This is a genomic window from Dactylosporangium sp. NPDC000521, from assembly GCF_042898305.1.
Classification (GTDB): domain Bacteria; phylum Actinomycetota; class Actinomycetes; order Mycobacteriales; family Micromonosporaceae; genus Dactylosporangium.
Genome location: NZ_JBIAYW010000003.1, coordinates 374,952 through 389,126, shown reverse-complemented (window position 1 = coordinate 389,126; position 14,175 = coordinate 374,952). Strand labels below are relative to the sequence as shown.

Here is a 14,175-nt window from a genome sequence, read left to right as displayed (position 1 = left end):
GCCGGCTGTCAACCGGTCGATGGACAGGCGCCGAGCCGGAAGACCTGGGCGGGTAGGTCCTCCGGCTCGGCAGGGGATAAAGCTCTTACAGCCCTGTCACGTAGATGATCTGGTTGGCCTGGTTGGCCGGACCACCCGTGTTGTTGATGACGTGGTTGATCGTGCCGACGCCGCCGAGCGAGACGCTGACCATGTTGTGGAAGGCGACGCCCGCCTTGACCGGGGTCTCGAAGGAGCGTTCGCCGACGACGGCGGGGTTGACGTTGAAGTAGCAGTAGCTGCCCAGCCCCCACGCCTCGTGCGTGCTCACGGCGTCGGCGACCTTGTAGGCGGCCCAGCCCCGGGTGGAGCCGTTCATCCAGGCGGCCTGGTTCGGCGGGTCGTAGGGCATCTCGTTCTGGAAGAAGTACGTGCGGCCGCCGTTGCCGTTCCAGATGACCTGGTACTGCTGGTAGTGCTCGACGAACAGCCCGTACATCGTGACGTTGTTGCCGTTGACGACCATGCCGTTCTGGCCGGTGTTGACGGTCCAGCCGAAGGTGCCGGCGTTGCCGTGGTCGGCGCGCCAGATCCACATGTGGTCGCCGATCACGTTGCTGCTGTTGACCTGCAGGCTGACGGTGGCCTTGCCGACGTGGGCGCCGCCGACGCGGAAGTACACGTCGTGCAGCGACGTCGGGTTCGCGGCGTGCGAGGCCGAGGAGCCGGCCGGGCCGAGCTCGACGAGCGTCGGCGAGTTGACGGTGCCGGCGTCGATGAGCAGGCCGGCGAGCTTGACGCCGTCGACGTCGGCGACCTTGATCGCGGTGACGCCGCCGTCGGGGACGAACGTGGCGAGGCCGAGCCCGAGGATGACCGTGTTCGGGTTGTTCACCTGCAGCGGCGCGTTGAGGTGGTAGACGCCGGGCGTGACGAGCAGGTGCCGGCCGGCGGCGAGCGCCGCGTTGATCTGCGCGGCGGTGTGCCCGGGGCGGACGATGAAGAACTGGTCGAGAGAGATCGACGAGCCCGCCGGGGTCTTGCCGAACCAGCTGGTGCCGGTCGTGTTGCTCTGCAGCGCCGGGACGAACACCCGGTAGGTGCCGGTGCCGTCGATGTAGAGGAACGGCTTCTCCCGCTGCAGCGGCGTCTGGTTGATCACGGTGTGCGACGGGTTCGGGAAGTGCGGCGGCGGCGCGCCGGTCACGCCCTGGAAGACCATGTTCCACACGGACCCGGCCCAGCTGCCGAGCTCGCTGTTGCGGGTGTACCACTGCTGCTGCGAGCCGGAGACGACCCGCCCGTCGACCTTCGTGTCGGCCATGAGGCCGCCGGAGGACCAGCCGTCGCCGCCGTTCCAGAGCTGAATCTCGTTGTTGCCGCCGCGCAGGTGCATGCGGCGGTACTGCACGGCCTGCGAGACGGCCCAGCGCTCGACCTGCACGCCGTTGCCGGTGTTCGGCAGGGTCACGGAGAGGTTCTCGGCGCCGCGCCAGAAGTTCTGGGTGGCGTTGCCGCCGAACCAGGTGGCCTCGGCCCGGACGTGGCCGTTGATGTTGACGTCGTCGGGCGAGAACCCGAGGCCGGCGACCTGGGTGTAGAAGCCGACGTTGGCGTCGATGGTGTGGTTGCCGGGCTTGAACAGCACCGCGTAACGCTCGGTGCCGAACTGGTTGGTCTCCTGGCCGGCGAAGATCTGGTTGAGCCGGGCCTGCGCGGCGGCCTGCTGCGACGGGTCGAAGACGGAGACGTTGGGGCCGAAGTTGGGGTTCTTCGGGTCGGGCGTCTCGATCGGGCCGCTGCTCGTGGGGCCGCTGCTCGACGGGTTGGCGCCGCCCGACACGTACACCTCGAACTCCCAGAGCGAGACGCCCCACTGCGTGGCCTTGGCGGTGGCGTTGACCCGAACGTAACGGCCGGTGCCGGTCACGTCGATGGTCTGGACCCCGCCGGTGCCGGTGGTGGTCGAGTGGATCGTGGTCCAGGCCGAGTTGTCGGCGGAGACCTGGATCTGGAAGGCGTTGGCGTAGGCGGCCTCCCAGCGCAGGACCACCCGGCAGACCTGGTACGACGCGCCGAGGTCGACGGTGATCCACTGCGGGACGGAGGCGGCGCTGGCCCAGCGGGTGCCGGTGTTGCCGTCGACGGCGGCGCTCGCGGGCGTGCCGGCGTTCTCGGTCGAGGAGGCGGTGGCCGGGCGGGTGATCGCGCGGTTCGTCGGGCCGCAGGTCTGGCCGGTCGGCGAGGACTCGCCGTAGACCTGGAACTCCCACAGCGAGTAGCCGTAGGCGGTGTTGCGCTGCGTGCCGTACATCCGCACGTAGCGTCCGGTGCCGGTCACGTTCAGGGTCTGGGTGCCGCCGGCGCCGGTCGTGGTGCTGTAGACCTGCGTCCAGGTCGCGGCGTCGTTGGAGATCTGGATCTGGAACGCCTTGCCGGACGCGGCTTCCCAGTTGAGCACGACCTGCGACAGGGCGGCGGGCGCGCCGAGGTCGACCTGGATCCACTGGGGGTCGGCGAAGGCGCTGGCCCAGCGGGTGCCGGTGTTGCCGTCGGTGGCGGCGGTCGCCGGTGTACCGGCGTTCTCGCTGGACGAGGCGGTGGTGGGCTTGCCCTGCGACAGCAGGGTCGGCGCGGCGCTCGCGTCGGGCAGTGCGATCGCGGCGACGGCGGTGGAGAGCATCAGGGTGGCGGCGCCACCGAGGAGCCAGCGGCGCAGACCGTTGCGCCGCGGCGGCGCATCAGCAAGCGCATGCGCGGATGGATAACGCGACAAACGCGGAAATTTCATGATCCTGCCTGTCAGTCGGGGGACGTGGCGGGGCCGTGAGCTGGGCGGACGGAACCGTGAGCGGTGACCTGTCGAGGCAAGGCGGTGCGTCGACGGTCGTCGACATCGCCATGTCGAAGCCGCACATGAGAGAGCGCTCTCTCAGAATCACGAGTGTTACGCCGAGGTTGCACCGCCGTCAAGACATACTTCGATCGCGACGTGAACAATCCCGTTTTGTCCGATCGTACGGACCGGCGGGAGCGCCTCCCGACCTTGACGTCCAGGTGACGCGCCACTTTAATGACGACATTATTTAAGTCCCGACAGAAACCAACTGGTCGCGGCAACACCCCGTTCGGCTGGGACCAGCACCACCTGCACCCCCCTGTCGAGCGTGCGACCGTCACGCCGCAGCCCCAATCCCTGCGGTCGCTTCGGCACGCCGGTCGGCACCCATCGAAAGGGCAGACACCGTGCCGAGACGAAGGCTCGCGTTACTGATGGCGGCCGCCCTGCTGACCGGTTCGCTCGCCGCGTGCGGCGACCCCGTGGCGGACGCCAAGACCCTGACCTACTGGGCGAGCAACCAGGGCAGCAGCCTCGAGTTCGACAAGCAGACCCTGGCCCCCGTCCTGGAGCGCTTCGAGCAGCAGACCGGCATCCACGTCAAGGTCGAGGTCGTGCCGTGGTCGGATCTGCTCAACCGGCTGCTGGCGGCGGCGACGTCGGGCCGCGGCCCCGACGTGGTCAACATCGGTAATACGTGGTCGGCGTCGCTGCAGGCGACGAACGCGCTGATCTCGTTCGACGCGGCGGCGTTCGACCGGATCGGCGGCCGGGACCGGTTCGTGCCGGCGGCCCTCGCCTCGGCGGGCGCGCCCGGCAAGGCACCGGCGGCGGTCCCGCTCTACTCGCTGTCGTACGCGCTCTACTACAACAAGCAGATGTTCGCCGACGCGGGCATCAGCAAGCCCCCGGCGACCTGGGAGGAGCTCGTCGAGGTCGGCAAGCGCCTCACCAACGGCAAGCAGTGGGGCCTCGCGATCGAGGGCGCGAACCTGTCGGAGAACGCGCACCACGCGTTCACGTTCAGCCAGCAGTACGGCGGCGAGTGGTTCGACCTGTCCGGCAAGCCCACGTTCGACACGGACCAGAACGTCAAGGCGATCAAGCGGTACATCGACCTCATGGCCGTCGACAAGATCGTCAACCCGAGCAACGCCGAGTACGCGAAGAACGAGTCGCTGTCCGACTTCGCCAACCGCAAGGCGGCGATGCTGCTGTGGCAGGCGGCCGGGTCCGCGTTCCAGGCGCAGGGCATGCGCCCCGAGGAGTACGGCATCACGCACGTGCCGTTCCCGGCGAACCCGCCCGCCGGCGGCCGGAAGGTCAACAGCATGGTCGCCGGCATCAACATCGCGGTCTTCCGGCACAGCAGGAACCTGGACGGCGCGATGGAGTTCGTGAAGTTCATGACCAGCGACGACGAGCAGGTCGCCCTCAACAAGGTGTACGGGTCGCTGCCGTCGGTCAAGGGCGCGCTCACGAACCCGGCGTTCCAGGCGCCGGAGCAGAAGATCCTCGCCGAGGTGCTCGCCTCGACGGCGTCGCCGCTACCGCAGGTGACCACGGAGAGCCAGTTCGAGACCCTGGTCGGCGCGGTGATGAAGGAACAGTTCGCCAACGCCGCGAACAACAAACCGATCACCGAGGCCGCCATCCGGGCGAAGCTGAAGGCCGTCGAGCAACGGATGAAGGCATGAGCGGGCCGCAGCGGAGCGAGGAGCCGCGAATCATGAGCGCAGTGCCCGGTTCAGGCCGACGCCGCAGCGAAGCGGAGGTGGCGGCATGACGGCGCCGCGGCGGGTGACGCCGATGCGGGCATCGGCCCGGGGGTCGGCGACCGTCCCCGTACGCCGGCCGATGCACGCCGCGCCGGACGTCCGGCAGCATCACGCGCGGGCGATGCCGTCGCAGCGGAAGGCCACCCCCCAGCAGCGTCGCCGGCGGCGGCTGCGGTCCAAGTACCTGCCGTACATGCTGGTCCTGCCGGCCGCGCTGCTGGAGATCGCGATCCACGTCGTGCCGATGCTCGTCGGCGTGTGGATGAGCCTCCTGGAGCTGACCCAGTTCCACATCCAGGACTGGTCGACCGCGCCGTTCGTCGGGTTCGGCAACTACAGCGCGACGCTCGACGTCAACAGCGAGACCGGCAAGGCGCTGCTGCACTCGTTCGGCATCACCGTGCTGTACACGTCGCTGTCGGTGTTCATCTCGTGGCTGTTCGGCCTGTCGGCGGCCGTGTTCCTGCAGCGGCCGTTCCGCGGCCGGGCCCTGCTGCGCACGCTGTTCCTCACCCCGTACGCGCTGCCGGTCTACGCGGCCGTCATCACCTGGGGCTTCCTGTTCCAGCGGGACACGGGCCTGGTCAACCACGTGCTCGTCGACCAGCTCGGGCTCGTCGACGGCGAGCGGCCGTTCTGGCTCATCGGCGAGAACAGCTTCTGGGCGCTGCTGGTCGTGTCGGTGTGGCGGACGTGGCCGTTCGCGCTGCTGTGCATCACCGCCGGCCTGCAGAACGTGCCGACGGAGATGTACGAGGCGGCCGCGATCGACGGCGCCGGGTTCTGGCGGCGGATCACCGCGGTGACGCTGCCGTCGCTGCGACCGATCAACCAGGTGCTGCTGCTGGTGCTGTTCCTGTGGACGTTCAACGACTTCAACACCCCGTACGTGCTGTTCGGCGGCTCCGCGCCGCCGGAGGCGGATCTGATCTCGATCCACATCTACAACAGCTCGTTCAGCACCTGGGACTTCGGCACCGGCTCGGCGATGTCGGTGGCGCTGCTGCTGTTCCTGCTGCTGGTCACGGCCGTCTACCTGGTGATCACGAACCGCAGGAGGATCCATGCGTGAGGGCCGGGGCGAGCGGATCGCCCGCTGGATCGTGCTGACGTTCCTGGCCGCGTTCGTGCTGACGCCGCTGTACGTGATGGTGAGCTCGGCGTTGAAGCCGCTGCAGGACGTGCAGGACTACTTCACCTGGTTCCCCTCGACGCTGACGTTCCAGGCGTTCGTCGACATGTGGAGCACCGTCCCGCTCGGCAACTACCTGCTCAACAGCGTGATCGTGGCGTCGGTCGCGGCGGTGTTCTCGGTGGTGATCGCGGTCTTCGCGGCGTTCGCGATCAGCCGGTACCGCTTCCGCGGCCGGGGCGTGTTCTCCGTCGCGGTCCTGTCGACGCAGATGTTCCCCGGCATCCTGTTCCTGCTGCCGCTGTTCCTCATCTACGTGAACCTCGGCACCGCCGGCGGCGTCGACCTGTACCAGACCCGCCTGGGCCTGGTCATCACGTACCTGACGTTCTCGCTGCCGTTCTCGATCTGGATGCTGGCCGGCTACTTCGACTCGATCCCCCGCGGCCTGGACGAGGCGGCGCAGGTCGACGGCGCCGGCTCGATGCGGACCCTGTTCACCGTCATCCTGCCGACCGCGGTGCCGGGGATCGTCGCGGTGACCGTCTACGCGTTCATGACGGCGTGGGGCGAGGTGCTGTTCGCGTCGATCATGACGGACCAGGACAGCCGCACCCTCGCCGTCGGGCTGCAGGCCTACTCCACGCAGTTCCAGGTGTACTGGAACCAGGTGATGGCCGCGTCCCTGGTCGTCAGCGTCCCGGTCGTCGCCGGGTTCCTGGCGCTGCAGCGGTACTTCGTGGCCGGCCTCACCGCCGGCGCGGTCAAGTAGGGCACCGCGCCGGCGCGGTCACACGAGCCGCCGCCGCGGTCAGGCAAGGCGCAAGCAACCCCCGTCCTCAACCACCAAGAGGAGAACCGTCCCGTGCTGGATCTGTCCAACCTGCCACCGAACTTCATCTGGGGGTCCGCGACCGCGGCGTACCAGATCGAGGGCGCCGTCACCGAAGACGGCCGTGGACCGTCCATCTGGGACACCTTCAGCCATGCGCCTGGCAACGTCGACAACGGCGACACCGGCGACGTGGCCTGCGACCACTACCACCGCTGGCCGGAGGACATCGCGCTGATGCGCCGGCTGAACCTGGAGGCGTACCGGTTCTCGGTGGCGTGGCCGCGGATCATCCCGGCCGGGACGGGTGCGGTGAACGAGGCCGGCCTGGACTTCTACGACCGGCTCGTCGACGGGCTGCTCGAGGCGGGCATCCGGCCGTTCGCGACCCTGTACCACTGGGACCTGCCGCAGGCGCTGCAGGACCGGGGCGGCTGGCCGGAACGGGCGACGGCGGAGGCGTTCGCGGACTACGCGGCGGTCGTCGCGGGCCGGCTCGGCGACCGGGTCGCGGACTGGAACACCGTCAACGAGCCGCTGTGCGTCTGCTGGATCGGGCACCTCGAAGGCCGGATGGCGCCGGGCGAGCGGGACCTGACCCGGGCGGTCCGCGCGTCGCACCACGTGCTGCTCGGCCACGGCCTGGTGAACCAGGCGATCCGCGCGTCGGCGCAGCTGCCGCCGGCGGTCGGGATCGTGCTGAACCTGAGCCCGACGGAGCCCGGCAGCGACCGGCCGGAGGACGTGGCGGCGGCTCGGCGCGCCGACGGGCACATCAACCGCTGGTGGCTGGACCCGCTGCACGGCCTCGGCTACCCGGAAGACATGCTCGACACGTATCAGGTGGAGGTGCCCATCCGCGACGGCGACCTGGACCTGATCGCGGCGCCGACGGAGTTCCTCGGCATCAACTACTACTTCCGCCAGGTCATCGTCGACGACCCGGGCTCCCACGCGCCGTTCGTGCGGCAGATCCCGGTGCCGGGCTCGATCGAGACGGCGATGCCGTGGGAGGTCTACGCGAAGGGCCTGGAGGACATCCTGGTCCGGGTCGCCGAGACGTACCGGCCGCGCAGCATCCTCGTGACGGAGAACGGCTCCGCGTGGGCCGACACGGTCGAGCCGAACGGCGACGTCCAGGACAAGGAGCGCGTCGACTACCTGGAGCAGCACCTGGACGCGGTCCGCAACGCGGTCGTCCGGGGCGCTCCGGTCGACGGCTACTTCGCCTGGTCGCTGCTGGACAACTTCGAGTGGGCGTACGGCTACGACAAGCGCTTCGGCCTCGTCCGGGTCGACTACGACACGCAGCAGCGCACGATCAAGGCGAGCGGCCACCGGTACGCTGAGCTGATCCGAAGCCACCGAGCCAGCCACCAGGCAGGTCACCAGGCTGGTCACCAAGCAGGGCGCGATCCGGTGATTTAGGGTCGAATGTGGCGCTGCCGGGTATGCAGCACGGCAGCGCCACGCCACCTGCGACCGACCGAGGAGACGTGATCATGAGCTCTCACACCGCGAGCTGGGACCCGGCACCGGACGAGGAAGGCCAGCTGTCCGCCGAGGACACCCTGTCGGACCGCGGCCTGGACGACGCCCTCGACGAGGGGTACTCGCCGCCGGAGAAGCCGCTCGGGTTGAACGCGTTCGGGGTCACCCAGGCCGAGGCGCAGCGGGGCGAGTCCTGGGACCGCCGCCTGCAGCAGGAGGAGCCGGACCCGGTGGCCCGCCCCGACCTCGACGACTACGGCACGACGACCGAGTCCGGCGAGTTCTTCGACGCGGGCGAGGTCGGCGACCGGCGGGCCGGGCGGCTCGTCGCCCCCGACGAGGGCTGGGGCGAGGATGAGGAGAAGGACGAGATCGGCTCCGACGTGGGCATCGACGGCGGCGCGGCGTCGGCCGAGGAGGCCGCCGTGCACATCATCGAGCCCGACCTGCGCTGACGCCGCCCGGTGGCCGCCAGGTAACCCAGCGCCACCACGGCCACCCCACCCGCCCACAGTACGTACCACTTGGTGAGGGCGAGCAGCCCGATCACACACAGCAGCGCCACGATCGCCGTTCGCCGGGACCACGTGCCGGCGGGGAGCAGCTTCACGGCGGCGGCCGTGCCCAGGAGGTACACGACCACGAACGACGCGGTCGTGGCCAGCATCAGCGGCGTCGCGCCGACGCCGAGGGGCCCGGCGACCGTGATCGTCGCACCGGCGAGCCCGGCGACCACCGCCAGCGACCGCCTGGGCACCTGCCCGGCGGCGGCCCCCTTCGCGAACCAGGCGGGCAGGGCCCCGTCCCGGCCGAGCGCGGCGCCGAGCTTGGCGGCACCGGCGAAGTAGGCGTTGACCGCGCCGCCGGTGAGCAGCAGCGCGACCAGCGCGGTGAGGACCTTCACGTCGCGGCCGAGGCCGATGGTGAGCAGCTCGGCGAGGGGTGCGGCCACGGTGCCGGCACGCGGGCCGAGGACCAGCTGGCTGGTGGCGGCGACGAGCAGGTAGAGCACGCCGACGACGGCGACGGCGATCCAGGTGGCGCGGGGCACGTCGCGGCGCGGGTTGCGGTAGTCGGCGGCGAGTGACGTGAGCGCTTCCCAGCCGGCGAACCCCCAGACGAGCACGGCGACAGCGGGCCCGATCGCGAGCCAGCCGTGCGGGGCGAACGGCCGCAGGTTGGCCAGGTCGGCGTGGGGCAGCGCGGTGACGACCGCGAGCAGCAGCAGCGCGGCGAGGATGCCGGCGAGCCAGAGCTGCGCCTTGCCGGAGACCTTCACGCCGCCGAAGTTCAGGCCCGCGACGACGACGATGAGGGCTCCGGCCGTGAGCATGGTCGTACGGTGGCCGCCGCCGACGACAGCGGTGACATAGGCGGCGCCGAAGCTCGCGGCGGGCAGGAACCCGACGGGGACGGCGAGGTAGAAGATCCACCCGACGACGGCGGCGGCGCGCGGGCCGAACGCCGTGCCGACGTACGTGGAGACGCCGCCCGCGTCGGGGTACCTGGCGCCGAGCGCGGCGAACGTGGCGGCGAGGGGCGCGGAGAGCACGACGAGGGCGAGCCACGCGACGAGCGAGGCCGGGCCGGCGGCCCGGGCGCCGAGGGCGGGCAGGGCGATCACGCCGGTGCCGAGGACGGCGCCGACGGACAGGGCCGCGCCTTGCTTGACGGTGAGCATACGATCGACGCTAGGCTCGGGCTTGGCCCGGTAGAAGTACCAATGTCGTACTAGTTCGAGTGGGCCAAGTTGGATCTGCACATCACCCTCGGCGGCCGCGGTGACCAGGCGGCCCGCATCTACCGGCAGGTCCGCGACGCGATCCTCGACGGGCGGCTGCGGGCCGGCGAGCGGGTGCCGCCGAGCCGGGAGCTGGCGCGGGACCTGGCGGTGTCGCGCAACACGGTCGCCGCCGCCTACGACCGCCTCGTCGGCGACGGGTTCCTGGAAGGGCGGGCGGGCGCGGGCACATTCGTGGCGATGCCGCCGCCGGCGTCCGGGTCGCGCCGTGCCCCGGTCGGCGCGCTGCGCCCGTCGCCGCGCTTCGCCCTCTCATCCGCCTCCCCCTCCGTCGCCCCGGCGCGGTACGACCTGCGGGCCGGCCACCCGGACGGCACGCTGTTCCCCCTCGCCACGTGGCGGCGGCTGCTGACGCGGTCGCTCAGCGCGTCACCCGACTACGGCGAGCCGGCCGGCCTGCCCGCGCTACGGGCGGCGATCGCGCGGTCGGTGGGGCTGTCCCGGTCGGTGCGCGCGTCGCCGGAGGACGTGATCGTCACCAACGGCGCCCAGCAGGGCCTCGACCTCGTCGGCCGGGTCCTGATCGAGCCCGGCACGGTCGTCGCCGTCGAAGAGCCCGGATACCCACCCTCGCGGCTGGCCTTCGAGTCGCTCGGCGCCCGCGTCGTGCCCGTCCCCGTCGACGGGTCGGGCCTGGTCGTCGAGGCGCTCCCGAGGTCCGCGCGGCTGGTGTACGTGACGCCCTCGCACCAATATCCGCTCGGCGTCCCGATGACGATGACGCGCCGGTCGGCGCTGCTCGGATGGGCCGAACGGCACGGCGCGGCGATCGTCGAGGACGACTACGACAGCGAGTTCCGCTACTCCGACCGCCCCCTGGAGCCGCTGCAGAGCCTGGACCGGGCAGGCAGGGTCGTCTACGTCGGCTCGTTCGCCAAGACGCTCCTGCCCGCGCTACGCCTCGGGTTCCTGGTCGCGCCCGCGTCGCTGCGCCCGGCCCTCGTCACGGCGAAGCGCCTCGCCGACTGGCACACCGAGCCCGCCGCGCAGGCCGCCCTCGCCTCGTTCATCGACGACGGGCAGCTGCGGCGGCACGTGCGGTCGGTGACGCGGGTGTACGCGACCCGCCACGACCTCGTGACCGCCGCGGCACGCGGGGTGCTCTCCGACCGGTTCACGCTCGTGCCGTCGTCGGCGGGCCTGCACGTGACGCTCGTCGCCGCCCCGCACGTCGACGTGCCGCTGGTCGTCTCGCGCCTGCGCGACTCGGACGTGGCGGTCGAGCGGCTCGCCGGGTTCTTCCTCGACGCCCCATCGGTGGACGGGCTCGTCGTGGGGTACGGCATGATCGGCGCCGACGACCTGCCTGTCGCCCTCGACCTGCTCGACCGCTGCTCCGCTCCTTCGGCCGCTCCGGACCTTCGGCGGCCGACCGGACGACAGACCGCCGGCGGCGGCTCCGCTATCTTGGACGGATGATCGTGCGCCGCGCCGCTGCCCTCACCGCGCTCACGATCTGCCTCACCGGCGTCGCGGCCTGCGGCTCGTCGAAGCCCCGCGCCGCCGCCCCGGTCGCGTCGTCCGCGCCGCCTGCCGCGCCCGCCTCGGCCGCGCCGTCGGCGTCCTCGCCGGCGTCCGCACCCGCTTCAGCCGCTCCGGCCCCCGCCGGCATCCCGACGATCACCTACACGAAGGCCGCGACCGGGTTCCCCGCCGACCCCGACCAGTCCTCGACGGCGCCGCTGACCGAGGCGGTGCACCCGACGGTGAAGCTCGCCGCCTACGACGCGCCCGGCGGCACCGCCCGCGCCTACCTCACCCCCGACATCAGCGGTGTGCCGCTGGTCATGCCGATCGTCGCCCGGCAGGCCGGCTGGGTCGCGGTGCTGCTGCCGTCGCTCAACCGCAGCATCGGCTGGCTCCCCGAGGGCGGCTGGAACAAGGTGCCGCTGCACGACCAGCTCGTGGTGCGGCGCGGCGCGTTCACGCTCACCTGGGTCCGCGACGGCGTCACCCAGCAGACGTGGACCGTCACCATCGGCGCGGCCGAGACCCCGACGCCGCTGGGGCGCACGTTCGTCCTGGGCCGCTCGTCGCTGCCGAGCAAGGTGTACGCGGGGCTCGACGTCCTCGCCCTCGGCGCCGTCCCGGACGACAAGGGCGCCGTCGCCGAGGGTCTGGCGGACGCGCACACCGGCATCCACGCGTGGTACCGAAACGAGTTCGGCTTCCGCCGCTCCAACGGCTGCGTCCGGATGCCGCCGGCCGCGCAGAAGGTCCTGCTGGACGCGGTCCCCGCTGGCACCAGCGTCGTCGTCCTGCCCTGATCCGTCACCTTCGATCAGTCTTCGATCAGCCTTCGATCAGCCTTCGATCAGCCTTCGATCAGCCTTCGATCAGTCGGATAGCGTTCATCTTCACTGGCACTTCACCCGCGACGGCTTACCGTTGGGAAGGTGATCCGTACAGTGGCACTGATTGGTATCGACGGCGCCGGCAAGTCCACCCAGGCGCGGTGGCTCGCCGACTGGCTCGACGCGAGCGGCACCCCCGCCCGCTACCACCGCAACGCCGCCGGACGGGTCTTCTTCGGCCGGCTGGCCCAGCGCCTCGGCCGCCGCGACGCCGAGGACCTGCTCGGCGTGCGGCTCTTCCTGCTGGTGGAGACGCTGCTGCGGGGCCTGGTCATCACGAAGGCCCTGCTGCTGTCCCGGCTGACCGGCACGGTGGCCGTGATGGACCGGTACACCTACTGCCAGTACACCAGCATCACCGTCCGCAAGGGCAGGCTCTGGCCCGCGCGGCTGCTCTTCCGTCTCCTGCCGCAGCCCGACCTGGTCTTCTACCTGTCGGTGCCGGCGCTCGTGGCGCAGGCACGGGTCGAGGCGCGGGGCAAGGACCACGAGGAGCTGGACTACCTGACCGCCTGTGACGAGGCGTACCGGGCGCTGCCGGAAGCCTCCCGCTTCACGGTCGTCGACGCCGGCACCGACCCGTCGGCGGTGCAGGCGTCCCTGCGCGCCGCGCTGTGCCCCGACCTGCTGCCGGGCGCGACCCAGCAGCCCCCGGCACGGGCCACGTCCCACCTGCTCCCGATCGGCTGACCTCGCTCACCGGGTCGGCCGGCCTTGCTCGCCGGCACGGCTGCTCCTGACCGGCCGACCTCGCTCGCCGGTGCGGAACGCGTGGCTGTCCCGATCGGGTGACCTGCTCGCCTGTCGGTCAGCCGGCAGGTCGGAAGCCGGTTTAGCGTCGATGTCTCGGGCCGCGCGGGCATCCGAGCACGACGAAAGGAGCACGCGTGTTCTCCACCGGCGACGATCCCGCGGCACGACTGCGCCACGAGCTGCACACCCCGTTGACGTCGATCCTCGCGTACACCCGGCTGCTGCGCGACGACCTCGCCGGCACCCCGGCCGCGGACGCCCTGCGCGAGGGTGTCGCCTGCCTCGACGCCATCGACCGCAACGCGCTCCGCCTCCAGCGCTACGTCGACGGCGTCATCCTCCCCCTGGCCACCGTCGCCGAAGACCCCACGGACGCCCACCGCGCCGGCGCCACCGACCTGGTCGCGGTCCTGCGCGACGCCGTCGACCTGGCCCGGCGCGTGGCGGTCGCCGGCGCCGTGAGCATCCACGCGGACGCCCCAGCCACGGTCCACGTCGCGGTCGACGACCTCGTCTGCCGGCACCTCGTCGGCCAGCTCGTGCTGTGGCTCGCGACGACCGCACCGAGCCGCGCCCACATCGAGATCGCCCTCCGCGCGAACCCCGTCCCGGCGATCGACGCGAAGATCGTCGCCCACGGCGAGCTCACCGCGCCGCAGCCCCGCCCCAGCGACCCGCAGAAGCCCGCCGACCTGCGCGTGGCGAGCGCCGTCGCCAGCCTCTGCGGCGGCGAGGTCCGCCTGGACGAGACCTCGTTCCGCCTCACCCTGCCCGCCAGCGTCCTCGCAACAGCGAGCCACCTGTCGCCGTAACGACCAACGCACGCAGGCGACGGCGACGGCGACACGGCCTCGGACAACTCACGTCCCGGCCCAACGGTGACCCCGCCAACGCACGAGCCGGCGGCGCGGGCCGTACGCGGGACGGACAACGCGCGGGCCGTGCACGGCGCGGGCGACGCGCAGGCCATGCACGGCGCGGGCGACGCGCAGGCCATGCACAGCGCGGGCGACGCACGAAGGCGACGGCGACGCGGCCGGGCCTCGGACAGCTCACGTCCCGACCCAATGGCGACCCCGGCCAACGCGCGAGCCCGCGGCGCGGGCCGTATGAGGGACGGACAACGCGCGGGCCATGCGCGGCCCGGGCGACGCACGAAGGCGACGGCGACGCGGCCGGGCCTCGGACGGCCCGCGTCCCGGCCCAACGGCGACCC

10 protein-coding genes and 1 pseudogene are annotated in these 14,175 nt (G+C 71.6%); 9 read left to right on the top strand and 2 right to left on the bottom strand.

Going from position 1 to position 14,175, the window contains the following annotated elements; all coding sequences use genetic code 11:
• Positions 1 to 85 precede the first annotated feature (85 nt).
• A complete protein-coding gene (locus ACFY3L_RS11920; protein WP_389322614.1) occupies positions 86 to 2,662 on the bottom strand; it encodes a discoidin domain-containing protein in 2,577 nt (858 codons plus the stop codon).
• Between the two features lie 563 nt (positions 2,663 to 3,225).
• On the opposite strand from ACFY3L_RS11920, the gene ACFY3L_RS11915 reads away from it, so the two are divergent.
• From ACFY3L_RS11915 to ACFY3L_RS11895, 5 genes are all read left to right on the top strand, one after another.
• Positions 3,226 to 4,515 (top strand): extracellular solute-binding protein, encoded by a 1,290-nt coding sequence (locus tag ACFY3L_RS11915; RefSeq protein WP_389321823.1) that lies wholly within the window; start codon positions 3,226 to 3,228, stop codon positions 4,513 to 4,515.
• Between the two features lie 85 nt (positions 4,516 to 4,600).
• Positions 4,601 to 5,668 carry a carbohydrate ABC transporter permease gene (locus tag ACFY3L_RS11910; RefSeq protein ID WP_389321821.1) on the top strand — a complete coding sequence of 356 codons (1,068 nt, stop codon included), beginning with the start codon at positions 4,601 to 4,603 and terminating at the stop codon, positions 5,666 to 5,668.
• Positions 5,661 to 6,500, top strand: a complete 840-nt coding sequence (locus ACFY3L_RS11905; protein ID WP_389321819.1) for a carbohydrate ABC transporter permease — start codon at positions 5,661 to 5,663, stop codon at positions 6,498 to 6,500. The genes ACFY3L_RS11910 and ACFY3L_RS11905 overlap by 8 nt, the downstream gene beginning before the upstream one ends.
• 93 nt (positions 6,501 to 6,593) lie before the next feature.
• A complete protein-coding gene (locus ACFY3L_RS11900; RefSeq protein ID WP_389321817.1) occupies positions 6,594 to 7,988 on the top strand; it encodes a GH1 family beta-glucosidase in 1,395 nt (464 codons plus the stop codon).
• Between the two features lie 74 nt (positions 7,989 to 8,062).
• Positions 8,063 to 8,506: a DUF5709 domain-containing protein gene (locus tag ACFY3L_RS11895; RefSeq protein ID WP_389321815.1), complete on the top strand. Its 444-nt coding sequence runs from the start codon at positions 8,063 to 8,065 to the stop codon at positions 8,504 to 8,506.
• Between the two features lie 20 nt (positions 8,507 to 8,526).
• On the opposite strand, the pseudogene ACFY3L_RS11890 reads toward ACFY3L_RS11895, so the two are convergent.
• Positions 8,527 to 9,732, bottom strand: a pseudogene (locus tag ACFY3L_RS11890) (amino acid permease); the annotation flags it as partial.
• A gap of 69 nt (positions 9,733 to 9,801) precedes the next feature.
• Here ACFY3L_RS11890 and ACFY3L_RS11885 point away from each other — a divergent pair.
• From ACFY3L_RS11885 to ACFY3L_RS11870, 4 genes are all read left to right on the top strand, one after another.
• The gene (locus ACFY3L_RS11885; protein WP_389321813.1) at positions 9,802 to 11,271 is read left to right on the top strand and encodes a PLP-dependent aminotransferase family protein; all 1,470 of its coding nucleotides are present in this window, start codon (positions 9,802 to 9,804) and stop codon (positions 11,269 to 11,271) included.
• Positions 11,268 to 12,119 (top strand): L,D-transpeptidase, encoded by an 852-nt coding sequence (locus ACFY3L_RS11880; protein WP_389321811.1) that lies wholly within the window; start codon positions 11,268 to 11,270, stop codon positions 12,117 to 12,119. The genes ACFY3L_RS11885 and ACFY3L_RS11880 overlap by 4 nt, the downstream gene beginning before the upstream one ends.
• A 129-nt stretch (positions 12,120 to 12,248) precedes the next feature.
• Positions 12,249 to 12,896, top strand: coding sequence for a dTMP kinase (locus ACFY3L_RS11875; RefSeq protein WP_389321809.1), 648 nt, complete (start codon positions 12,249 to 12,251; stop codon positions 12,894 to 12,896).
• Between the two features lie 197 nt (positions 12,897 to 13,093).
• Entirely contained in the window at positions 13,094 to 13,771 is a 678-nt protein-coding gene (locus ACFY3L_RS11870) for a histidine kinase dimerization/phospho-acceptor domain-containing protein (protein WP_389321807.1), read from the top strand.
• Positions 13,772 to 14,175 lie beyond the last annotated feature (404 nt).

Coding starts and splice junctions, on each gene's coding strand:
- ACFY3L_RS11920 (WP_389322614.1), bottom strand. CDS start 2,662: ATGCTCTCCACCGCCGTCGCCGCGATCGCACTGCCCGACGCGAGCGCC.
- ACFY3L_RS11910 (WP_389321821.1), top strand. CDS start 4,601: ATGACGGCGCCGCGGCGGGTGACGCCGATGCGGGCATCGGCCCGGGGG.
- ACFY3L_RS11905 (WP_389321819.1), top strand. CDS start 5,661: ATGCGTGAGGGCCGGGGCGAGCGGATCGCCCGCTGGATCGTGCTGACG.
- ACFY3L_RS11895 (WP_389321815.1), top strand. CDS start 8,063: ATGAGCTCTCACACCGCGAGCTGGGACCCGGCACCGGACGAGGAAGGC.
- ACFY3L_RS11880 (WP_389321811.1), top strand. CDS start 11,268: ATGATCGTGCGCCGCGCCGCTGCCCTCACCGCGCTCACGATCTGCCTC.